Consider the following 21,066-nt stretch of genomic DNA (forward strand, 5'->3'; position numbering starts at 1 on the left):
TGCGGGTGGACGGATCGGTAGCGCGCACAAGCAATCACGAGTACCCGTGAGCAAACAGATTCTGACGTGGCGCCAGGGAAACGCCAAGAGCCGGTAATCGTCACTTCCGCACACGCCACCACAACCGTCCGTCACGTATGCCGCGCCTCTCGGGGTGAGGCCCGCCACCAAGGACTAGGCTGGGCCACCCCGCGCTCGGAACGGAACCCGCGACGATGAGCAGCCACGTGGACACGACCGGTGACGGCCCCGGAGCCCTGGACCAGGCAACCAAGGCCGCCGAGGCCGCCGAGGCCGCCACGGCACGGGCGGTCGTCTCGGGTGACGGCCGCGTACTCGAATGGAACGAGGGGGCCCGGCGGCTGCTCGGCTACACGCCCCGCCAGGTGGTGGGCCGCCCCGCGGCCCGCTTATTGGCCGGAACGAAGGGGTTCGTTCCCGATGCCAGTCCCTGGGGCGGCACCGTACTGCTGCGGCATCGTGACGGCCGGGACGTGTCCGTGTGGGTGCTCGTGCACCGCAGACCGGACGAGGGCGACTGGCTGATCGTCACCCCCCTGGAGGACCCCGGCCCGCTGGTTCCGGGCGACGTCCTGACGACGGCGGCCATGGAGGAGTCCCCCTGCTCCCTGGTGGTCTACGACGAGCGGTTGCGGCTGCGCTGGGTCAACCGGGCGATGGCGGGGACGATCGGCCTCCCGGAGGAGCGCATCCGGGGGCTGCGGCTCTCCGAGATCGGGGGCAAACCGCAGAGCGCCGAGCTGGAACGGTATGTGCGGCAGGTGCTCGACACCGGCAAACGGCTGGACATAGAAACGTTTCTGCGCACCGGGGGCGAGCAGCGCGAACACGACTGGTCCGCACGGATAACGCCGCTGACCGACGGCGACGGCCGGGTGATCGGCGTCTGCCTGGCCGCCCACGACATCACCGAACACACGCTGGCCCGCCGCCGGCTGCAATTGGTCAACGAGGCGAGCGTCCGCATCGGCAGCACCCTCGACATCTCCCGGACCGCGCAGGAACTGGCCGATGTGTGCGTTCCCGCCCTCGCCGACTTCGTCAGCATCGACCTCGTCGAGCATCTGGCCCTGAGCGAGGAACCGCCGACACCGCCGCTGACCGCGCCGGTCGTGCTCCGCCGCGCCGCACACCAGTCGGTGACCCCGGGAAGCCCGGAGGCGGTGGTCAAGGACGGACACGTGGACAGCTACCCCGCCGCCTCGCCCCATGCGGCGTGCCTGGTGGCCGACCGGACCCTCGTGACCGAGGATCCGGCCGACATGCTCGCCGAATGGCTCGACCGGGACGAGACACGCCACGCCACAGCGGAGGAACCAGGCGTCCACAGCACGATGTCGGTGCCGATCCGGGCCCGCGGGGCGACCCTGGGGGTCGCCGTCCTCACCCGGTTCCGGCGCCCCGACCCCTTCACCACCGATGACGTCCTGCTCGCCGAAGAGGTCACCGCCAGGGCCGGGGTCTGCATCGACAACGCCCGCCGCTACTCACGGGAACGGGAGACCGCGCTCGCCCTGCAGCGCAGCCTGCTGCCCCAGACGCTGCCGCCGCTGCCCGCGCTGGAGGCGGCCTCACGCTATCTGCCCGCGGCGCAGGCAGGGGTGGGCGGCGACTGGTTCGACGTCATTCCGCTGTCCGGAATGCGGGTGGCGATGGTCGTCGGTGACGTCGTCGGACACGGGGTGCAGGCATCGGCCACCATGGGGCGGCTGCGCACGGCGGTGCGCACGCTCGCCGACGTCGATCTGGCACCGGACGAACTCCTGACGCACCTGGACGATCTGGTGGTGCGGCTCTCCCACGAGGCCGGGGATGACGGCTTCCCCGGCGAGGTCGGCGCCACCTGCCTGTACGCGGTCTACGACCCGGTGTCGCGGCAGTGCTCCTTCGCGCGGGCCGGCCATCCCCCGCCGGTCATGCTGGTGCCCGGCCGGGAGCCGCAGGAGATCGACCTGCCGGCCGGGCCGCCGCTGGGCCTCGGCGGCCTGCCCTTCGAGTCCGCGGAACTGGATCTGCCCGAGGGGACCGTACTCGCCCTGTACACCGACGGGTTGATCGAGAGCCGGGAGCGCGACATCGACGCGAGCCGGCGGTTGCTGAGCCGGACCCTGGCGCAGGGCGCGGGCTCCCTCGACGACGCCTGCCACGAGGTCGTCCAGACGCTCCTCCCGCCGACCGGCGCAGCCGACGACGTCGCGCTGCTGCTCGCCCGCACCCGCGGGCTTCCGGCCTGCCAAGTGGCCACGTGGACCATCGCCGCCGACCCCTCGCTCGTGGCGGGAACCCGGCGGTCGGTGCTCGCGCAACTCGACGACTGGGGGCTGAGCGAGGCGTCGTTCGTCGTGGAACTGGTGGTCAGTGAACTGGTCACCAACGCGATCGTGCACGGCTCCCCGCCGATCGTGCTCCGGCTGCTCCACGACGCCACCACCCTGATCTGCGAGGTCTCCGACGCCAGCGGCGCGGCCCCGCACATGCGCCGCGCGAAGACCTATGACGAGGGCGGCCGGGGGCTGCTTCTGGTGGCCCAGCTGACCCATCGCTGGGGGAGCCGGCACACGGCGGAGGGCAAGACCATCTGGGCGGAGATCACCGTGGGTGGGGAGGGGTGAGTACGGAGTCCCGCGACGGTGCTGTCGACCGGGTCCGGTATGCGCCCGGCGGCATTCCGTAGCGCTCCCGGAAGACCCGGTTGAAGTGGAACGGACTGGTGAACCCGGACGCCGCCGCGACCCGTTCCACCGGGAGGTCGGTGGCCTCCAGCAGCCGGGCGGCGTGCAGCAGCCGGGCGTCGCGCAGGGCCCGCATCGGGGACCGGCCCAGCTGTTCGGTGAAGAGGTGGGCGAACCGCGACGGTGAGAGGGCGACGCCCTCGGCCAGCGACCGCACTGTGTGCGGGGCGCCCGGATCCGCCTCGATCAGCGCCTCCGCCCGGCGCACCCGGGCGTCGACGCCGGGCCGCCTCGGCTCCGCACGGGCAGTGGCGAGCAGGACGACCTCCTCCAGTGAGCAGAGGGCCAGCTCACGCGCCGCGGCCCCGTGCGCGACAGCCACCCGGCCCCGGCCGTCCGGGCTGGGCTGGGCGCCCTCCGGTTCCGGTGGCACGCCGTCCCCCGTCCACCGCGCGTCCCCGAGCATCCGGCGGAACGCGGACTCGACCCGGTCCGGGCCGCGGACGGGGCCGGTCGTGTAGAGCCGGTCGGTGATCTCGTAGGGCCGCAGCCAGCCCGTCCACGACGACCGGACCTGGCAGTGCACCCACCAGAACGTCCAGCGGTCCGCCGAGGGCGCCACGGTGTAGCGATGCGGGACACCGGGGCCGAGGACGACCAGGTCACCGGGGTGCGCCAGGGTCCGGGCCGTGCCCTGAATCAGCAGCCCCCGCCCGCCGGTGGTCCAGGTGAGAAGCCAACTGTCCGATCCCCTTGGCCGGTTGACGCGGTATCCGGTGCGCTGGTCGAAGCGGCCGACGGTCACCAGGCCGGGCGGCGGGGACGGAACAGCAGGCTCGGGCAAATCCTCAGCACGCACAGGCATCCTCCCGTCAGGCGCTTCGGCCTAGCGTGAGGCAGACGCGACACCGGTGAGAAGGGACGGTCGGATGACAGTCACGGGCAGGGGCGCCGAGGACACGGACGTCAGGGACGGCGACGTCACGGGCAGGGACGTCACCGGCGTCGGGGACGTCATCGTGCGGGGCTTCGAGAAGGACGGTTACACGGTGGCGCGTGGGCTGTTCGGCAGGGACGAGATCGACGGGCTGTGCGCCGAGTTCGCGGCACTCCACGCGGGCGGACCGATTCCCGGGCACTTCGAACCGCGGGCGAGTGAGACATCCGGGCCCACCGATCCGCTGCACCGCCACCCCCGGGTGATGCACCCGCACCGGATCAACGCCCTGGCCCTGCGCTACCTCCTCGAACCGCGGTTGCGCGACATTCTCGAACTCCTGCTGGGCGAGGAGGTGCTGGCGGCGCAGAGCATGTTCTACTTCAAGCCGCCGGGCGCCCGCGGGCAGGCTCTGCACCAGGACAACTTCTATCTGCGGGTGGAGCCCGGGACATGTGTCGCCGCCTGGATCGCCTGCGATGTCATCGACCGTGAGAACGGTGGGCTGGAGGTGGTCCCGGGTACCCATCGCATGGACGTGTTCTGCCCGGAACTCGCCGACGAGGAGCTGTCGTTCGCCCGCGAGTACGTTCCGCCGCCGCCCGGGCTCAATCCGGTACCGGTCGACATGGAGCCGGGCGATGTCCTGTTCTTCAACGGCAGCCTCGTCCACGGCTCCGGTCCCAACCGCAGTGCCGACCGCTTCCGCCGCTCGTACATCGGCCACTACGTCGGCCGCTCCACGGAGCGCATCGGACGCTTCTACCGGACGCTGACGATGGGCGGTGAGCCGGTGCCGCTGCGGGAGAGCGAAGGTGCCGGGCCGTGCGGTACGGAGTTCGGGACCGAGGGCGCGACGGGTCCGCACTGAGCGCTGGGCGCTGGGCTTGCCCGGGCTTCCCCTGGGTTTGCCAGGGATTGCCTGGACCTGCCCTGTCTTGCCTGGGTTTTCCTGGGGCCGGCGGCTGCGGGCGCCTGGTGCTCGGTGTTTCAGGCCATGTGGATCCGGCCGGTGAAGCCCAGGATCGCGTCGGCCACCGCGCGGGGGTTCTCCAGCAGCATCGCGTGCGTCCCGTCGATCTCCACGACCTCCACGTCCGCGACGCCGCGGAGCCGGTCGAGGTCCCGGGCCAGCCCCTGGGCGTAAGCCGACATCAGCTCGTCGAACCACTCCATCCCGGGCATCGAGGGAACCGGACGCAGCGCTCGGCCCAGCAGCAGTGGTCCGGTCATCTCCCGGAACAGTGCGAAGGGGTCGAGCGCGTCCATCGCGGCGAGCATCTGCATACCGTGTTCGCGGTCGGGACGGATCTCCAGCCGGCCGTCGGCGCGTTCCCGGAGAGAGCGCAGGACGCCCGCCTCCAACAGCTCGTACGGGATGTTCAACTGGTCGGACATCGCCCGCTGCTGGGCGAGAATGGTCTTCAGTCCGTCGACCGGCAGGACGGGCCCCTGCGACCCGGCCGCCAACTCCCTCACCTCGGTCAGCCGTTCCTCGACGTACTTCGCGTCGAGCCCCACGTACTGCTCGGGCCGTCCCCAGCCGAAGCCGTCCAGGTTCACCGCGCCCGGCGTGCGGTCCGGGTGGGCCAGGGCGTACTGGACGGCGACCATGCCGCCCAGCGAGTGCCCGACCGGTAGGGCGCCGGGCACACCGTGCTCGTCGAGCGTCGTTTCGAGGTCGCCCAGGACCGCCGGGAAGTTCCAGGGGCCGGACGGGGAACGTCCGTGGGCACGCAGGTCGACGGCGAGCACGCGGTGGCGGGCCGCGAGCAGCGGACCGACGGCGGCCCAGTCGGCGAGGGTGCGGCCCGCTCCGTGCAGCAGCACCAGGGGTGGGCCGTCACCGCCGTGGTCGTGTGTGGCCAGGGAGAAGCGATCGCGGGTCATGGTTCCGACAGTAATCGCGGGGGCGGGTGAGCGGGGGCGAGTGTGTTCAGGTGTCGGTGAGGTGGATCGCGCCGACCGGGCAGGCGCGGGCCGCCTCCCGCAGCAGCGGGTCCCCGCCGCCCTCCTCGCGGCCCGGCAGGACCTCGCTGATGCCGTCGTCGTCCTGGGTGAACGTCTTCGGCGCGGTCAGGGCGCACTGGCCGGCGCCGATGCAGAGTTCTTTGTCGATGTCGATGTGCATGGCGGCCCTCAGCCCCAGGTGACCGGGAGTTCGAGCATGCCCTGGATCGTGTCGCCCGGTTTGAAGGGGATGTCGTCGGCGGGTGCGGCCAGCCGGAGGCCCGGGAGGCGGCTGAACAGTGTGTGCAGGGCGATCTCCATCTCGGCCCGGGCCAGGTTCTGGCCGAGGCACTGGTGGATACCGAAGCCGAAGGCCACGTGGTGGCGGGCCGGGCGGTGCCAGTCGAGGCTGTCCGGCTCCGGGAACATGCCGTCGTCCCGGTTGATGACGGAGGTCGAGAAGACGACGCCCTCGTCGGCGCGGATCGTCGTGCCCGCGATCTCGATGTCCTCGGTGGCCACGCGCAGCAGACCGTCGGCGATGGAGAGGAACCGCAGCAGTTCCTCCACGGCGGTGGGCATCAGGGTGGGGTCGGCGCGCAGTTCGGTCAGCTGCTCGGGGTGACGCAGCAGAGTGTAGGTGCCGAGGGAGATCATGTTCGCGGTCGTCTCGTGTCCGGCGACCAGCAGGACCAGGGCCAGGGTCGCCAGTTCGTCGCGGTCCACCCGGCCCTCGCGCAGCTGGTCGTGGATCAGTTCGTCCAGCAGACCTTCGCCGGGGTCCTTCTCCTTGCGGTCGATCAACTCACCGAGGTACCCCTCGAGCTGGTCCCGGGCGTCCTCCGCGTCCGCGGCGCTCGGCCCGCGCAGCAGCCGGCGTGACTGGGCCTCGAAGAAGTCGTGGTCGGTGTACGGGACGCCGAGCAGGGCGCAGATCACCATCGACGGCACGGGCAGTGCGAAGGCGCTCACCAGTTCTGCGGGCGGGCCCTGGGCCTCCATCGTGTCCAGCAGGTGGTCGACCGTCGCCTGGATCTGTGGCCGAAGCGACGCGGTCCGTTTGAGGGTGAAGCTCGGGATCAGCATGCGCCGCTGGGTGTTGTGCTCGGGATCGTCCACGCCGAGCAGCGCGGTGCGGCGGTCGCGGATCCCGGCGAAGCGGGCGGTGGTCATCGGGAAGCCGGGGTGGTCCCGGCGGGACGACAGCCGCTGGTCGACGAGGAGTTCGCGGGCCTCGGTGTGGCCGGTGACGACCCAGACCTCGCGGCCGTCGTAGAGCGTGATCCGGGAGAGGGGGCGGGACAGCGGGTCGTAGCCGGTGGGCGGGTGGTAGGGGCAGGTTCGGTCCTGAGGGAAGGTGACGGGCTCCGTCATGAAATGACCTCGCAGGCGAAGGGTCCACTTGCCGATCTTCATTAGATGCCGGAGGCAACTGCGGGGCCACCACGAAGTTCGGCCAGATCCACCGAACGACGGATCTGGCCGAACCCGTTCGCTCGGACCGGGCCCGGTGTCGGGTCCGCCGCCGCGGTGGCGGATGATTCCGGCGGTACGTCGTGTTGAGCAGGTTGCCGAAGTCGGTTACGAGGACGGGAGATTGGACATGCCGCTCGAAGGTGAGTACGAGCCGAGTCCGACGGACTGGGTACGCAACCAGGTCGAACAGATCGAAAAGTCCGGCGGGACGCAGGGGATGACCATGCGGGGCATGCCCGTCATACTCCTCACGACCCGGGGCGCCAAGACCGGCAAGCTCCGCAAGACGCCGCTGATGCGGGTGGAGCACGACGGCCGCTACGCCGCCGTGGCCTCGCTCGGCGGCGCGCCCAAGAACCCGGTCTGGTACTACAACGTCGTCGCCGACCCTCATGTGGAACTCCAGGACGGCACGGACCGCAAGGACATGATCGCCCGTGAGGTGAAGGGCGAGGAGAAGGCCCTGTGGTGGGAGCGCGCCGTGGCGGCGTATCCCGACTATGCGGACTACCAGACGAAGACCGATCGCGAGATTCCGGTGTTCGTGCTGGAGCCGGTCGCCCAGGACTGAGCGGGGCCGGGCCGAGGGTCGCGTCGACGGCGCCCCACCGGGCCGAGGGGGCGCCTGAGGGCGCCCGCGGCTGAGTGCCTGCGGGTTAGTGCCCACGGCTCGGAGATTCGGTGCCCCTCCCAACACCGGCGGGGTTGGGAGGGGCACCGAATCTCCGAGCCGACGCAGCGGGCCCCGCCGCGACGGGGGAACGCGGCGGGGCCCACGTATCGGGTGCCCCGCGAACGCGAGGTCACACCTGCCTTTATTCGGCCAATCGCGGTGAGCTGTTCTCACCCTGAACGTCCCGGTCGTCTGCGTCATGCTCACCGCGTTGCCCGGCCCGGCGGCCCGTCCCTGCCTGCGGGCGGTCACTCTGGTCGGCCGGCGCCTCGGTGACGTCGAGGAAGATCTGGTCGGCCTCCGGGACGACCTGGGCGACGGATCTCTTGATGCGTTCGGAGACGAGTTCGACCTCCTCGCTGTCCAGGCCGGGCCTCAGGTCCACGCGCGCCGCCACCAGGGTGGAGTCAAGGCCCAATTGCATGGTCAGCAGTGACTCCACGTTGTCGATCTCGGGTTGTGCCGCCAGCAGGGCGCGAATCCGGCGGCTCGGCTCCGGGTCGGCCGCCTGGCCGATGAGCTGCTCACGGGCGTCGGCACCCAGCCGGTAGGCGACGAAGACGAGCAGCGCGCCGATCGCGAACGAGGCGCCGGCCTCCCAGACGACCTGGCCCGTCACCATGTGCAGCGTCATACCGGCGAAGGCGAGCGTGACGCCCAGCACGGCGGTTCCGTCCTCGGCGAGCACAGTCCGCAGGGCGGGGTCCCGAACTCCGCTGCCCTGCCTGCGGGCCTGGTACAGGGCCCTGAGGAGGGAGCCACCCTCGGCGGCGAAGGCCACGCCCAGGACGATCAGACCGGCCACGTAGCCGCTCTGCGCATCGCGTGCGCCTCTGGTGAGGGCTTCGAAGCCCTGGAAGAAGGAGAAGCAGCCGCCCATCACGAAGATGCCCACGGCCGCGAGGAGCGACCAGAAGAACCGCTCCTTGCCGTAGCCGAAGGGGTGGCGGCTGTCGGCGGGGCGGCGGCTGCGGTGCAGGGCCGCGAGCAGGAAGACCTCGTTGAGACTGTCGGCCACCGAGTGCGCCGCCTCCGAGAGCAGCGCGGGCGACCCCGTGATGTACCCGCCGACGGCCTTGGCCGCGGCGATCACCAGATTGGCCCCCAGTGCGACGAGCACGGTGACCCGGGTCTTCCGGTCCGCCCTGGCCTTCCGCTCGGCACGCGCCTCCCCCGCGCCACCGCCTTCCGCCACCTGGCACGCCTCCGCGTCGCCCTGGGACGCCTCCCCCGCGCCACCGCCTTCCACCACCGGGCACGCCTCCGCGTCGCCATCGGACGGCTTCACAGCCACACGGTTCTCCCCGACCGGGGACGGCTCCCTCGCGGTACGCGCCGGGTGGGGCGGGCGCTTGCCGTGTGTCCTTGTCTTCTCGTGGTTCTTCCGGTCCACGCAGGGTCCCCCCTCCACGCGGCTGCTCCCTTTCGCCTGGCTCGCTGGTGCGAGGTCGAACGGCTCACTCCCGGCGGTTGCCCCGGGTTCGGCGCATGACACAAAACGACCGGACGCAGGCGGACAGAAGTGGGCGGATGAGGGAACTCGCACTGCTGTACGCACGGGAAGGAGCGCGGCCATGGCCGAAGAGCTGGGCCACGAGGGAGACATCGACGACACGGGCAACGCCGCACTCGGCAGGACGCCCTTCAAGCGGTCCGAGAGCCACTTCAAGGACCGGATCACCGCGGACGGCCGCGACGGCTGGACGGTCGAGCCCGGGCGCTACCGGCTGGTCGTCAGCCGGGCCTGCCCCTGGGCGAGCCGCGCGGTGATCTCACGACGGCTGCTGGGCCTGGAGGACGCCCTGTCGATGGCGATCGCGGATCCGATCCAGGACGACCGGAGCTGGCGGTTCACCCTGGACCCGGACGGCCGCGACCCGGTGCTGGGCATCCGCTTCCTCGGCGAGGCGTACGAGGCCCGCGAGCCGGGCCACCCCGACGGGGTGAGTGTGCCGGCGATCGTGGACGTACCCAGCGGCCGGCTGGTCACCAACGACTACCAGCAGCTCACCCTGGACCTCGCCACCGAGTGGACGGCGCTGCACCGGCCGGGCGCGCCCGACCTGTACCCCGAACGGCTGCGGGACGAGATCGACGAGGTCATGCGGGATGTGTACGAGGACGTGAACAACGGGGTGTACCGGGCAGGCTTCGCGACCGGCCAGGAGGAGTACGAGGAGGCCTGCGCCGGGCTCTTCCGCCGGCTGGAACTGCTCTCGCGGCGGCTGGCCGACCGGCGCTACCTGGTCGGTGACACCGTCACCGAGGCGGACATCCGGCTCTTCACCACCCTGGTCAGGTTCGACGCCGTCTACCACGGCCACTTCAAGTGCAACCGGTGGAAGCTGACCGAGGACCCGGTCCTGTGGGGGTACGCACGCGATCTCTTCCAGACGCCCGGCTTCGGTGACACGGTCGACTTCGACCACATCAAGCGGCACTACTACCGGGTGCACACCGGCATCAACCCGTCCGGCATCGTGCCGCTCGGACCGGATACGGCGGGCTGGCTGACACCCCACGGCCGGGAGGACCTCGGAGGGCGGCCGTTCGGGGACGGCACACCGCCGGGCCCGGAAGTACGGGGTGAGGAGGTCCCGCCGTCCGGGCGGGCGGCCCCGCAACCGTGAGGGCGAGCGCAGTGCACCTGAAGATCGTGCATCGCGCATCCCACGCATATCCTGCGCACAACAGAACAAAAGTCATATAAGCCATGACATCCGGTGCACCACCGGGTCTGCTGCGGAGAGGCAAAGGAGAACGCCATGCGCAAGAAGAGGAAGCTACCCCTCGCCTACAAACCCATCGGTTTCCTCCTGGGATGGGCGAGCGGGGCGCTGGCCGGGCTCGCCTTCCAGGCGACGTGGAAGGCGCTGCGGCACGAGGAGGACGCGCCGGACGCCCTGGACCGGGACCGGGGGTGGGGTGAGGTGTTGCTCGCGGCGGCCGTGCAGGGGGCCATCTTCGCCGTCGTCCGCAGCGCGGTCGATCGTGGGGGCGCGACGGCCATCGAGCGTTCGACGGGCGTGTGGCCCGCGCAGGAGAAGGGAGGGCGCGACTGAACGGGCCATGCGGGCCAGTAGGGTTGGGCTTCAACCGTCGGCGCGTCGGGCGCGCGGTCAGGGAGCCAGGGAGCCGGGCAGTGAAGAACCACATAGAGGTGGGCGACGTCGTCGAGGACTTCGAGCTGCCGGACGAGACCGGCCGACTCCGGCAGCTCTCCGGCCTGTTGGCCGAAGGTCCGGTCGTGCTCTTCTTCTACCCGGCAGCCCTCTCCCCCGGTTGCACCGCCGAAGCGTGCCATTTCCGCGATCTGGCCGCGGAGTTCGCGGCCGCCGGCGGACGCCCGGTGGGCATCAGCGGTGACGCGGTGGAGAAGCAGCAGGCGTTCACTCAGAAGCACTCGCTCGGTTACCCGCTGCTGTCCGACCCGGACGGCACCATCCGCGAGCGGTTCGGTGTGAAGCGCGGTTTCTCGGTCCTGCCCACCCGGCGCGTCACCTTCGTCATCGGGCAGGACCGCAAGGTCCTCGAAGTGGTGCGCAGTGAAGTGAAGATGAGCGTCCACGCCGACCGCGCCCTCGCGGCACTGCGTACCGCGAAGGCCTGAGGGCCGGCCGGCACATGACGGCCGGTCCCCGTCCCGGGGTCCGGCCGTTGTCGGTGCGTGGTCAGCCCTGCTTGGGGGCCGTCGGGCGTACGCACCGCATGGTGAAGGAGTGCCCGGCGGGGTCGGCGAAACCACGCTCCTCGAAGGGGCCGTCCGCGTCCCTGGTGGTGAGCGGGCGTCCGCCGAGGCTGACGACCCTGCGCTCGGCCTCGTCGAGGTCCTCGACGAGGAAGTCCAGATGGACCTGGAGGGAGTTCTCCGGACGTGGCCAGCTCGGCGGAGTGGCGTTCACGTCCCGGCGGAAGGCCAAGCGGGTGCCGTCGTCTCCCTTGATCTCCACTCGGTTCGCGGTCGCCTCCGTCTCGTCGGTCTCCAGCAGTTCCTTGTAGAACCCGGCCAGCCTCTCGGGTTCGGCGCAGTCCAGAACCACGACGGCCGTGGTGACGAGCGGCATGACGTCTCCCTGGGGATCTGGTAATGGGTACTCCCCCGGGTACCCCGGCGGCTGCGGATCACGCGTCCGCCAACCACTTGCGGGCAGGCGTCAGTTGACCCGTCGGGGAGCCACTTGGCGAAGAACCGGTGGCCCCGCTCCGGTGACCCAACCTGTCACAGCAGTCTCAGAAGTTGCTCGGGTCACAGGATGGATCGTTCGCCCCCTGGGCAGTCTCGTCGCGCGCCATGGACAAGCCCGCTGTGATTTCCTTGTGCGCCTTGGCACGGGAGCGTCCGAAGTCACGGACGATCAACGGACGATCTGCTGCTGGGGAACCGACGAGCTCTCACGTAACCACGGCGTCCTCCGCCGGGCTTCGGTCAGCATCTTGTCGAGCTGGGCCGGGCCGCACGTGGCCTTCTGACCGGTCGCCTTGTTGTGCAGGTGTACGGCCTTGGACGCGCACGACCGCCGCACACCCGTACCCCGATCCAGCGGCCGCCACCCCAACCAGCCACCACAGGCACGCACGTTCGCATCACCCCGACGGTGCCTGACCGCAGTAGCGGCGCTCCGCGCCTCAGGGGTGCTGGGCCGCCGGAGCACCGGCGGGGGGCCAGGACGCATGGGCGCTCGCGGGGGGGGGCTGGGCCACCGGAGGGAGGCTTCACCCGGCCGGCAGCCGGGTGCGCCGCTCCGGGTCGGTGACGCCCAGGCCGGTCGACGCTGCCAGGGCGAGTACCCCGACCTTGCCCAGGTGGGCGTTGTTCTGTACGAGGCGCGCGGCCTCGGCTGTCTCCGCGAGCGGATAGGTCACGGAGAGCGCCGGAGCGAGGTGGCCCAGCGACAGCAGGCGTCCCACGGCGGCCTGTTCGTGGAGATTGGCGCCGTGACTGCCGATGACCCGTTTGAGCCGCATCCAGAGGTAGCGGTTGTCGAACTCGTGCTGGTAGCCGCTGCTGGAGCCGCAGGTGACGACCGTGCCGCCACGGCGGACGACGAAGACGGAAACGCCGAACGTGGCCCGGCCGACGTGCTCGAAGACGATGTGCGGGTCCTCACCCACCGCGGCACGGATGCGCTTCCCGAGCCGCTTGCCGACCGTGGCGGGGTCCGCGGGCGCGTCCCCGGTGAGTCCGATCTCCGCCCGGTCGATGACCGTGTGGCACCCCAACCGCCGTGCGTACTCGGCTTTTTCCGCACTGCTGACGACACCGACGGGTATCCCGCCGCCGCCGCGCACCAACTGCACGGCGTACGCGCCGAGTCCGCCGGCCGCGCCCCAGATCAGCACCACATCGCCCTGGGTCATCCGGGCGCCCCGGTCGCTGACCAGCATGCGGTACGCGGTCCCGGCGCACAGCGGGTTCGCGGCGGCCTCCTCCCAGGTCAAGTGGGTCGGTTTGGGGAGGAGCTGGCTGCTGCGGACCACGCTGTAGTGGGCGAGGCCACCGAAGTTGGTCTCGAAACCCCAGGCGAGCTGGCCCGCGCCCAGCATGCCGTCGGCGTGGGTCGCCGGGTCCTCCTCGTCCACGTAGACCGGGCTCACCACGACATGGTCGCCGACCCGCCACTTCCGCACCCCGGGCCCCGTGCGCACGATGACGCCGGCCGCGTCGGAGCCCACGACGTGGTGGGGCAGGTCGTGCCGGGCCGCCCACCGGTCCTGGCGGGCGAACTGCCTCAGGAAGGTGAAGGTCGGGATCGGCTCGAACATCGCCGACCACACCGTGTTGTAGTTGATGCCGCTCGCCATGACCGCCACCACGACCTCGTTCGGGGCGAGTTCGGGCATCGGCACGGTACCGACGTGGATCGTCTTGCGGACGTCCGTGTCGGCGCCCCTGGCGAATCCGGTGAAACAGCCGACGTCCTCGATCCGCAGATGGGCGGCGGTGTAGGCGTCGGGCAGGGGAAGCCGCTCGAGTTCGGCGCCGGTGGCTCCCGCCACCACGGCCTCGGCCAGCGCGTCCATGGTCTTTCCTCCTCGGGTTCGCTCTCGTGCGCCTGGGTCCTGTCTGGGGTTGTGATCTGGATCAGGGAGCGGGGCGTGGTGCGTGCGATCGCGAGGCGCCGGAAGGCCCTCGGTGGGGGTGCCCCCGTTCGAGCGAAGCCGAGAGTGGGGGAGGAGCTACTAGGGCGTTTCGGCAACGCGGCATGGGGTCCCCTGTTCGAGCGAAGCCGAGAACTTGGGGGAGTGCGTGCCACGCCCCGCGAGCCCAGAACACAACCCCGGACAGGTCCTAGGGGCGACACGCGGAGCGTGCGGGTGGGGGTCAGCTCAGGCCGAGACCCGCGGCGAGCATCGGCCAGGAGGCCTTGAACTCGCCCTGCCAGTTCGGCCAGGCGTGCGCGCCGCCGCGGTAGAAGTGCACCTGCGCCGGGATGCCGAGGGCGCTCAGCCGGTCGGCGAACCGGTGCGCCTGGCTCCACAGGGCGGCTTCCAGGAACGCGCCTTCGAGGTTGCCGGGTGCGCCGCCGGGCAGTCCGCTGCCCTGGGAGAGATACAGCCGGGTTCCGGCCAGATTCGCGGCCTGCGCGTAGGGGTTGTGGCGGGTCCAGTTGTCCCGCTGGAGCAGCGGGCTGCCCCACAGCGTGATCGGTGACAGCAGTTCGCGGGCGACGATGGCGTTCAGGACCGTCGGCATGCCCAGCGCTGTGGTGTGGAGAATCCCGCTGTACGAGGCCGCCGCCGCGAACGTTCCGGGGTGCCGCGCGGCGAACGCGACGGCGCCGTAACCGCCCGTCGACACGCCCGCGACGACACGCTTGGTGCCCGCCCGGAACCTCGGCTGGAGCACCTGCGGCAGCTCGGTGACCTGGAAGGTCTCGTAGTCCGGTGAGTCGGGTCTGCCGTGGTTCCACCAGTCGGTGGGGATGCCGGTGGGCCCGGAGGAGGGCATCACGGTCAGCACGTCCTTGTCCGCGGTGAAGGAGACGATGTCGGTCTCACGGGTCCAGGACGTGTAGTCGTCGTGGGCGCCCTGGAGGAGGTGGAGAACCGGCCAGGTGCGGCTGGGCCGCGTGGCGAAGTTCGTCGGCAGGACGACCCGGACGGGCACGTCGGCGCCGACGGCCGGGGAGCTGACGGTCAGGTCGACGGTACGGGCGTCGAGCCACTTCTCCGCGACGATGCGGGCTCCGTCGGCGGCGACGACGCCGGACGCGGTGGCCACGGGCGAGGCGGGCACGGCTGCCGCGGGCGGGGCGGCGAGTCCGGTGGTGCCGAGCAGGGCGGTGGTGGCGGCCAGGACGACCAGTCGGAGGCGACGTGTGGGCATGGGGGCGGGTCCTTGTCTCAGGGGCTTCAGGCGATGCGCAGATCGCGGGTCAGCAGGCGCGCGAGCGTGTCGACGACCGGCGGGTCGAGGAGCGAGAGATGGTGGCCGGGCAGCGGGCTGACGGTGAGGTCGGCGCAATGGGCGTCCCAGCCGAGCGTGGCGTCGTCGCGCTCGTAACGGGGGTCGCGCACGGTGTGCGGGGCGGGTTCGCTGGCCCGGTAGAGCAGGGTTCGGCCCGGGTAGGGGCCCGGCCGGTGGCGTTCCCCACTACGCAGATCGAGGTACGAGGTGCGCTGGTGCTCGACCACGGAGGCCGGCAGTTCGACGGCCTCCCCGAGCAGTTTCAGCACCAGGTCGACCCGGCCGGCGTCGTCGAGGGTGTCGAGTTGGTCGTACGGGAGCCGCAACGGGACTCCGTACGTCCGCTCGACGTACGCGGCGAACCCCTCGAAGTGCCGCCGTGCGGTCTGTGCCGGGGTGAGCTCGGTGGGCAGGGGCAGCACGGAGTCGACGAGCACGAGCGCGGACACGGTGCCGTGGGCGGAGAGCAGTCGCGCGGTCTCCTGCGCGAGCACTCCACCGTAGGACCAGCCACCCACCGCCCACGGCCCGCCCGGCCGCTGCTGCCGGATCAGTCCGGCGAACTCCGCGGCCCGCTCGCCGACCTCGTCCAGTTCCCGTCGGCGGTCGAACCCGAACAAGGGCCGCTGCCCGTCGAGCCGTTCGGCCAGTCGCCGGTAGACATCGCACGATCCGCCGGCTGCGTGGGCGAGGTACAGGGGCGTACCGGAGCCGTTCGCCGGCAGGGACCGGAGGGCGCCAGGTCCTGTCGTCACTCTCCCGTCGCCCGCCCGACGGGCGGGCCGCGCGGTCTGGGGCTCCGCCCTGTCCGAGCGAAGGCGGGAGCTGCTGCACGACGGGGCGGCGGGGGGTGTGGTCAGCAGCCCGGCCACCGCGCGCAGTGTCCCCTGCCGCAGCAGGGCCCCCGCCTCGAGGACCACCCCGAACTCGCGTTCCACCTCGCCCCGGATCCGTACGGCGGTCAGCGAGTCGAGTCCCAGATCGGTCAACGGTGTGTCGGGATCGACGCGTTCGGGGCTGTATCCCATGACCTCGGCCACACAGCGGCGCAGCCGCTCCAGCGGACCTGCGTCGCGCCCACGCCCGCCCACCGCGGCTGAGGGCGCCGACGTGACGGGGGCGGGGGCGGCGGGGGCCGGTCGCTCCCCCGCCCAGAACCTCCGGTGCCGCCACGGTGGGCCGGGCACGTCCACGACGCGTCCTCGCGGGTGCAGCGTTTCCCGCAGGCCGGGCGCCCGGACCCCGTTCACGAGCAGCGTGGCCAGTGCCGTACGGAAGGTCAGAGCGTCGTCGGTGTCCCTGCGCAGGGTCGGAACGATCAGCGCGTCGCCGCCGAGTGTCTCCCGCAGCGGGTGCAACTGCGTTCCGTGCGGGGCGACTTCGACGAACACGCGGTGACCGTCCTGGGCCGCCGCGCGCACCGCCTGCGCGAAGCGCACCGGTCGGCGCATGTTGGCCGTCCAGTAGGCGGTGTCGCAGGGATCGTCGCCTCGGGGATCGTCCAGCACGGTCGAGTACCGTCGGCAGTGCGGGACAGCGTACGGCACCACGTCGATCCCGGACGCGAACTCCCCGAGCAGCGGCTCGACTTCGGGTGAGTGGCCGGCTCCCGTCACGCGCAGGGACCGTCCGAATCCGCCTTCCTCGGTCACCCGGGCGACGAGCCCCGCCACGTCCTTCGCGGAACCGGTCACCACGCTCTGCCGGGGTGAGGCGTGCACGGCGACTTCGAGTGAGCCGAACTCGTCCGCCAGGGCGGCGACTTCGGCCGCGGAGCGGTCCACGACCGCCATCGCCCCGCCCGTCAGCCGGGCCAGCAGTCGTGACCGTACGGCGACGATCCGGGCGCCCGTCTCCGCGTCCAGCGCGCCCGAGACCACCGCCGCGGCGATTTCTCCCAGCGAGTGCCCGACGACGGCGGCGGGCTCCGCTCCGTAGGACCGCCACAGCGCGGCCAGCGCGAGCTGGATCCCGTAGAGCACCGGCATGACGACGGCGGTGGAGGACAGGTCGGCGTCCGGTCGCAGTCCGGCGTGCAGCGATACGCCCGCGTGTTCCGTCAGCAGCGGCTCCAGCCGGTCGACGGCAGCCGCGAACTCCGGCTCGGCGGTGAGGAGCCCGCGCCCCATGCCGGGCCACTGGGATCCGTATCCGGAGAACACCCACACCGGTCCCGGCCCGCCCGTCACCCCCGAGCCGGTGACGAGGTGCGGGGACGGCTCGCCCGTGGCGAGACGGGCGAGCGCGGTCACGGTCTCGGTACGGTCCCGGGTGACCAGCGCGGCCCGGTGGCGTCCCCGTCCGGTGCGTCCGGCGAGGGTGCGCGCCAGGTCCTCGTCGCGGACACGGGGCCGGTCGGGGAGCCATGCGGCGAGTCGGCCCGCGTACGAGCGCACGCGGTCCTCGGTCGGGCCGTCCAGGAGCAGCAGTGCGGGGCGGGTGTCCCGCCCGCTGGGGCGCCGTGGCGAGCGGTGTTCGGACAGGACGACATGGGCGTTGGTGCCGCCGAACCCGAACGCCGACACGCCGGCCGTGGCGGTGCCGGAGTAGCGGGGCCAGGGTTCGGCGGAGGTGACCACCCGCAGTCCGAGGGCGTCGAGGTCGGCGTGCGGGCCGGGCCGGGTGAAGTGCAGTTGGGGTGGTAGCTCGCCGTGGTGCAGGGCCAGGACCGTTTTGATCAGGCCGGCGATGCCCGCGGCGGCCTCCAGGTGCCCGAGGTTGGTCTTGGCGGAGCCGACGAGGAGGGGCCGGTCGGGGCCGCGGCCCCGGCCGAGGACCGCGCCGAGGGCGCCCGCCTCGATGGGGTCGCCGAGCGCGGTGCCGGTGCCGTGGGCCTCGACGTAGTCGACGGTGGCGGGGTCGGTGTGCGCCTCGGCGAGCAGCGCCCGCTGTGCCTCGGCGTTGGGGGCGGTCAGTCCGTTGGAGCGGCCGTCGGAGTTGACGGCCGTGCCGCGGATCACCGCGAGGACGCGGTCGCCGTCGCGTTCGGCGTCGGCCAGGCGTTTGAGGACGACGACTCCGCAGCCCTCGCCGCGGACGATACCGTCGGCCGCCGCGTCGAAGGCCTTGCACCGGCCGTCCGGCGCGAGGGCGCCCACCTGCTGGAAGCTCAGGGTGATCGCGGGGGTCAGCAGCAGGTTCACCCCGGCGGCGAGGGCGGTGTCGCTCTCACCGGTCGTCAGGCTGCGTACCGCGTGGTGGACGGCGACCAGTGACGACGAGCAGGCGGTGTCCACGGCGAGGCTCGGTCCGCGCAGGTCCAGGGCGTAGGAGACCCGGCCCGCGGCGACGCCGAGCGCCGCGCCGGTGGCCGTCCACGCGTCGGGGGCTGCCGCGGTGAGATGTGCGTACTCGTTGCCGCTGATGCCGACGAACACGCCGGTGCGGGTGCCGGCCAGCCCGGGCACGGGCAGCGCGGCGTGGTCGAGGGCCTCGCGGGTGACCTCCAGGAGCATCCGGTGCTGGGGGTCCATGGCGGTGGCCTCTTGGGCGGCGATGCCGAAGAACTCGGCGTCGAATCCGGCGACTTGGTCCTCGGTGAGGAACCCCCCGTGTTCGCTGACGCCGTCCGGGACCTCGGTCCACCGCCCCGGCGGCAGGGTGCCGACGGCGTCCCGCCCCTCGCGGAGGAGCCGCCAGTAGGCTTCCGGGGAGTCGGCTCCGCCGGGGAAGCGGCAGCCGACTCCGATCACGGCCACCGGGGAGCCGATGCCGCCCACGGGTGAACCGTCCGCCTCGTCCCGGGCGTTCGGCCGCGCCGACCGGCTCGTCGGGCGGGTCTCGCCCTCGGTGATGCGTCGCACCACCGCGTCGATGGTCGGCGCTTCCCACAGCAGCGTGACGGGGAGCCGCCGGCCGGCGAGTTCGCCGAGCGCCGACGTCAGCGCGATCGCGTCCCGCGAGGTCAGCCCCAGCTCCGCCAACGGCCGGTCGTCGGCGATCTGTTGCGGCTGCAAGGCGTACCAGGCGCCCAGCCGTTCGGTGATCGCGGCCCTGATCCGGGTGCGTAGGGCGAGGGGGTCTCGGGTGGCGTCCGCTCGATGCGGTCGTGGGTGAGGGCCGGAGCCTGTCTCGGCTCGGGTCTCGCTCATCGTCGCCCGAACCCGCCGGCGAGGTAGCGTGCCCGGCTCGCGGCCCGGGCCACCTTCCCGCTGCTGGTGCGAGGCACCGATCCCGGTGGAACCAGCATCAGGGTGCCGAGCCGCAGCCCGTGCCGTGCGGAGACCGCGGCCCGTACCGTGCGCTCCGCGTCCCAGGCGTCCTCGGGGGTCGGCATGGCATCGCGCCGGTACTCCGCGACCACGACGAGTTTCTCCCCCGTACCGTCCGGGCTGCTCACGCCGAAGGCGGCGAGCCGGTCCCGCCGGACCAGCCCGGCGGCGCTCTGTACGGTCTCCTCGATGTCCTGCGGATAGTGGTTGCGGCCGTCCACGATGATCACGTCCTTCAGCCGTCCGGTGACGAAGAGCCGGCCGTCGTGGAGCACGCCGAGGTCCCCGGTGCGCAGCCAGCCGCCTCGCCCCTGCCCGTCGGCGGCGAACATCTCGGCCGACAGCGCGGAGCGTTTCCAGTAGCCGCGTCCGATGTTGGGGCCGCGGACCTGGATCTCGCCCACCTGCCCTTCCGGCAGCGCCTCTCCGCTGGTGCCGGCGATCCGCAGCTCCTGCCCGACGGGCGCGCCGCAGGAGACGAGCACGGCCGCGTCCGGGTCCGCCGGGTCCCGGGCCACGACGTGGCCGTGGGACAGGGCGTCCGGGTCGCAGGCCAGTGTCGAGGGGACCCGGGCCGTGGGGTCGGCCGTCACGAACACGGTCGCCTCGGCCAGTCCGTAGGCGGGGCAGTGCGTCTCGGGGGCGAGTCCGGCGGGCTCGAACGCGGTCCGGAAGCGTTCGACGGTGCCGGGGCGTACGGGTTCGCTGCCGTTGATCAGTACGCGGACCCGCTCCAGGCGCAGTTCGTCGACGAGGTCGGGGTCGGTTCGGGAGACGCAGTAGTCGTAGGCGAAGTTGGGCGCGGCGCTGATGGTGCCGTCGTAGGAGCCGAGCAGGCGCAGCCAGCGGGCCGGGTTCTCCAGGAAGGCGACGGGGTCCATGAGGACGGAGCCGAAGCCGCCGACGACGGGGGCGGCCACACTGAGCACGAGTCCCATGTCGTGGAACAGCGGCAGCCAGCCGACGGTGGTGGTGGCGCCCGGGTCGGGGTCGGCGACGAACGCGTCGATGGCCTGGCGGGCATTGGCGACCACATTGGCGTGACTGATCATGACACCGGCCGGGACGCGGGTGGAGCCCGAGGTGTACTGGAGGTAGGCGATGTCGTCCGGCTCCGGGCGGGGCGCCGGCTCGGCCGACTCGCCGGGCGCGTCCGGGAGTTGGTCGACGAGTACGACGGGGGCGTCCGCGAGGTGGTGCTCCCGCAGGAAGGAGCGGACGGCTCCGGCGGCGGAGAAGTCGGAGAGCAGGCAGGCCGGTTCGCAGTCCTCCAGCACGGCCGCCAGTCGTCCCTCATGGGCCGGGATCCCCGGCGCGAACAGGGGTACGGCGACCACGCCGGCGTAGAGACAGCCGAGAAACGCGGCGACGTAGTCGAGGCCCTGGGGCAGCACCAGCGCGGCCCGGTCACCGGGCCCGGCGACCGTCGTGAGCCGTTCGGCGACGGCTCTGGCACGGCTGTCCAGAGCGCGCCAGCCGAGGGTGCGGTGCACCCCGTCCGACGCGGGGTCGGGGAACTCGACGTGGCTGAAGGCACGTTGCCGTGGCCGGTGTCCGGCCCAGTGCCGCAGATGGTCCGTCAGCAGCGGTTCGGCGGGGGGCCTGGCGGAAGTCATGGAGCGGCTCCAACTCATCAGGGCGATATGGGGGTTCCCCGGTGGGTGGTACACCAGGTTCCGTCGTGGGACGCCGATGGAGTTAGAGGACGTGTTGACAGA

General features: G+C 72.0%; 16 protein-coding genes and 1 pseudogene. 6 read left to right on the plus strand and 11 right to left on the minus strand.

The window, feature by feature from the left end; translation table 11 throughout:
- Window positions 1-215: 215 nt before the first annotated feature.
- Window positions 216-2,633: a SpoIIE family protein phosphatase gene (locus tag EF387_RS01465; protein ID WP_128374595.1), complete on the plus strand. Its 2,418-nt coding sequence runs from the start codon at window positions 216-218 to the stop codon at window positions 2,631-2,633.
- Here the strand turns inward: EF387_RS01465 and EF387_RS01470 are convergent.
- Complete coding sequence (locus EF387_RS01470; protein ID WP_128374596.1) at window positions 2,611-3,558, minus strand: helix-turn-helix domain-containing protein; 948 nt, start codon at window positions 3,556-3,558, stop codon at window positions 2,611-2,613. The genes EF387_RS01465 and EF387_RS01470 overlap by 23 nt on opposite strands.
- Before the next feature lie 64 nt (window positions 3,559-3,622).
- Here EF387_RS01470 and EF387_RS01475 point away from each other — a divergent pair, with 64 nt between their 5' ends.
- The gene (locus EF387_RS01475) at window positions 3,623-4,501 is read left to right on the plus strand and encodes a phytanoyl-CoA dioxygenase family protein (RefSeq protein WP_128374597.1); all 879 of its coding nucleotides are present in this window, start codon (window positions 3,623-3,625) and stop codon (window positions 4,499-4,501) included.
- A gap of 119 nt (window positions 4,502-4,620) precedes the next feature.
- Here EF387_RS01475 and EF387_RS01480 read toward each other — a convergent pair whose 3' ends face one another.
- The 3 genes from EF387_RS01480 to EF387_RS01490 are packed head-to-tail and all read right to left on the minus strand — an operon-like array spanning window position 4,621 to window position 6,954.
- Complete coding sequence (locus EF387_RS01480; protein ID WP_128374598.1) at window positions 4,621-5,520, minus strand: alpha/beta fold hydrolase; 900 nt, start codon at window positions 5,518-5,520, stop codon at window positions 4,621-4,623.
- Between the two features lie 46 nt (window positions 5,521-5,566).
- Window positions 5,567-5,761, minus strand: coding sequence for a ferredoxin (locus EF387_RS01485; RefSeq protein ID WP_128374599.1), 195 nt, complete (start codon window positions 5,759-5,761; stop codon window positions 5,567-5,569).
- A gap of 8 nt (window positions 5,762-5,769) precedes the next feature.
- Window positions 5,770-6,954: a cytochrome P450 gene (locus EF387_RS01490; RefSeq protein ID WP_128374600.1), complete on the minus strand. Its 1,185-nt coding sequence runs from the start codon at window positions 6,952-6,954 to the stop codon at window positions 5,770-5,772.
- Window positions 6,955-7,183: 229 nt separating this feature from the next.
- Between EF387_RS01490 and EF387_RS01495 the strand changes: the two genes are divergently transcribed.
- Complete coding sequence (locus tag EF387_RS01495; RefSeq protein WP_128374601.1) at window positions 7,184-7,627, plus strand: nitroreductase family deazaflavin-dependent oxidoreductase; 444 nt, start codon at window positions 7,184-7,186, stop codon at window positions 7,625-7,627.
- Between the two features lie 244 nt (window positions 7,628-7,871).
- On the opposite strand, the gene EF387_RS01500 is transcribed toward EF387_RS01495, so the two are convergent.
- The gene (locus tag EF387_RS01500; RefSeq protein WP_128374730.1) at window positions 7,872-8,924 is read right to left on the minus strand and encodes a cation diffusion facilitator family transporter; all 1,053 of its coding nucleotides are present in this window, start codon (window positions 8,922-8,924) and stop codon (window positions 7,872-7,874) included.
- Between the two features lie 379 nt (window positions 8,925-9,303).
- Between EF387_RS01500 and EF387_RS01505 the strand changes: the two genes are divergently transcribed.
- From EF387_RS01505 to EF387_RS01515, 3 genes are all read left to right on the plus strand, one after another.
- Complete coding sequence (locus EF387_RS01505; protein ID WP_128374602.1) at window positions 9,304-10,359, plus strand: glutathione S-transferase family protein; 1,056 nt, start codon at window positions 9,304-9,306, stop codon at window positions 10,357-10,359.
- A gap of 135 nt (window positions 10,360-10,494) precedes the next feature.
- Window positions 10,495-10,791 (plus strand): DUF4235 domain-containing protein, encoded by a 297-nt coding sequence (locus EF387_RS01510; RefSeq protein WP_128374603.1) that lies wholly within the window; start codon window positions 10,495-10,497, stop codon window positions 10,789-10,791.
- Between the two features lie 92 nt (window positions 10,792-10,883).
- Complete coding sequence (locus tag EF387_RS01515) at window positions 10,884-11,339, plus strand: peroxiredoxin (RefSeq protein ID WP_162467067.1); 456 nt, start codon at window positions 10,884-10,886, stop codon at window positions 11,337-11,339.
- Between the two features lie 61 nt (window positions 11,340-11,400).
- On the opposite strand, the gene EF387_RS01520 is transcribed toward EF387_RS01515, so the two are convergent.
- The 6 genes and pseudogenes from EF387_RS01520 to EF387_RS01545 form a co-directional block, all read right to left on the minus strand.
- On the minus strand, window positions 11,401-11,793 hold the full coding sequence (locus tag EF387_RS01520) for a VOC family protein (protein WP_128374605.1): 393 nt from the start codon (window positions 11,791-11,793) through the stop codon (window positions 11,401-11,403).
- Window positions 11,794-12,013: 220 nt separating this feature from the next.
- Window positions 12,014-12,234 (minus strand): annotated as a pseudogene (locus EF387_RS47930) (RNA-guided endonuclease TnpB family protein); the annotation flags it as partial.
- A gap of 208 nt (window positions 12,235-12,442) precedes the next feature.
- A complete protein-coding gene (gene ccrA / locus EF387_RS01530; RefSeq protein WP_128374606.1) occupies window positions 12,443-13,750 on the minus strand; it encodes a crotonyl-CoA carboxylase/reductase in 1,308 nt (435 codons plus the stop codon).
- Between the two features lie 301 nt (window positions 13,751-14,051).
- Window positions 14,052-15,056, minus strand: a complete 1,005-nt coding sequence (locus tag EF387_RS01535) for an alpha/beta hydrolase (RefSeq protein WP_128374607.1) — start codon at window positions 15,054-15,056, stop codon at window positions 14,052-14,054.
- Window positions 15,057-15,082: 26 nt separating this feature from the next.
- Entirely contained in the window at window positions 15,083-19,228 is a 4,146-nt protein-coding gene (locus EF387_RS01540) for a type I polyketide synthase (protein WP_128374608.1), read from the minus strand.
- Entirely contained in the window at window positions 19,225-20,964 is a 1,740-nt protein-coding gene (locus tag EF387_RS01545; protein WP_128374609.1) for a fatty acyl-AMP ligase, read from the minus strand. Before EF387_RS01545 ends, EF387_RS01540 begins: the two co-directional genes overlap by 4 nt.
- Window positions 20,965-21,066 lie beyond the last annotated feature (102 nt).

This window comes from Streptomyces cavernae (assembly GCF_004023625.1).
Taxonomy (GTDB): Bacteria; Actinomycetota; Actinomycetes; order Streptomycetales; family Streptomycetaceae; genus Streptomyces; species Streptomyces cavernae.

Coding starts and splice junctions, on each gene's coding strand:
- EF387_RS01490 (WP_128374600.1), bottom strand. CDS start 6,954: ATGACGGAGCCCGTCACCTTCCCTCAGGACCGAACCTGCCCCTACCAC.
- EF387_RS01495 (WP_128374601.1), top strand. CDS start 7,184: ATGCCGCTCGAAGGTGAGTACGAGCCGAGTCCGACGGACTGGGTACGC.
- EF387_RS01510 (WP_128374603.1), top strand. CDS start 10,495: ATGCGCAAGAAGAGGAAGCTACCCCTCGCCTACAAACCCATCGGTTTC.
- EF387_RS01545 (WP_128374609.1), bottom strand. CDS start 20,964: ATGACTTCCGCCAGGCCCCCCGCCGAACCGCTGCTGACGGACCATCTG.
- ccrA (WP_128374606.1), bottom strand. CDS start 13,750: ATGGACGCGCTGGCCGAGGCCGTGGTGGCGGGAGCCACCGGCGCCGAA.
- EF387_RS01480 (WP_128374598.1), bottom strand. CDS start 5,520: ATGACCCGCGATCGCTTCTCCCTGGCCACACACGACCACGGCGGTGAC.
- EF387_RS01505 (WP_128374602.1), top strand. CDS start 9,304: ATGGCCGAAGAGCTGGGCCACGAGGGAGACATCGACGACACGGGCAAC.
- EF387_RS01475 (WP_128374597.1), top strand. CDS start 3,623: ATGACAGTCACGGGCAGGGGCGCCGAGGACACGGACGTCAGGGACGGC.
- EF387_RS01485 (WP_128374599.1), bottom strand. CDS start 5,761: ATGCACATCGACATCGACAAAGAACTCTGCATCGGCGCCGGCCAGTGC.
- EF387_RS01465 (WP_128374595.1), top strand. CDS start 216: ATGAGCAGCCACGTGGACACGACCGGTGACGGCCCCGGAGCCCTGGAC.
- EF387_RS01470 (WP_128374596.1), bottom strand. CDS start 3,558: ATGCCTGTGCGTGCTGAGGATTTGCCCGAGCCTGCTGTTCCGTCCCCG.
- EF387_RS01540 (WP_128374608.1), bottom strand. CDS start 19,228: ATGAGCGAGACCCGAGCCGAGACAGGCTCCGGCCCTCACCCACGACCG.
- EF387_RS01535 (WP_128374607.1), bottom strand. CDS start 15,056: ATGCCCACACGTCGCCTCCGACTGGTCGTCCTGGCCGCCACCACCGCC.
- EF387_RS01520 (WP_128374605.1), bottom strand. CDS start 11,793: ATGCCGCTCGTCACCACGGCCGTCGTGGTTCTGGACTGCGCCGAACCC.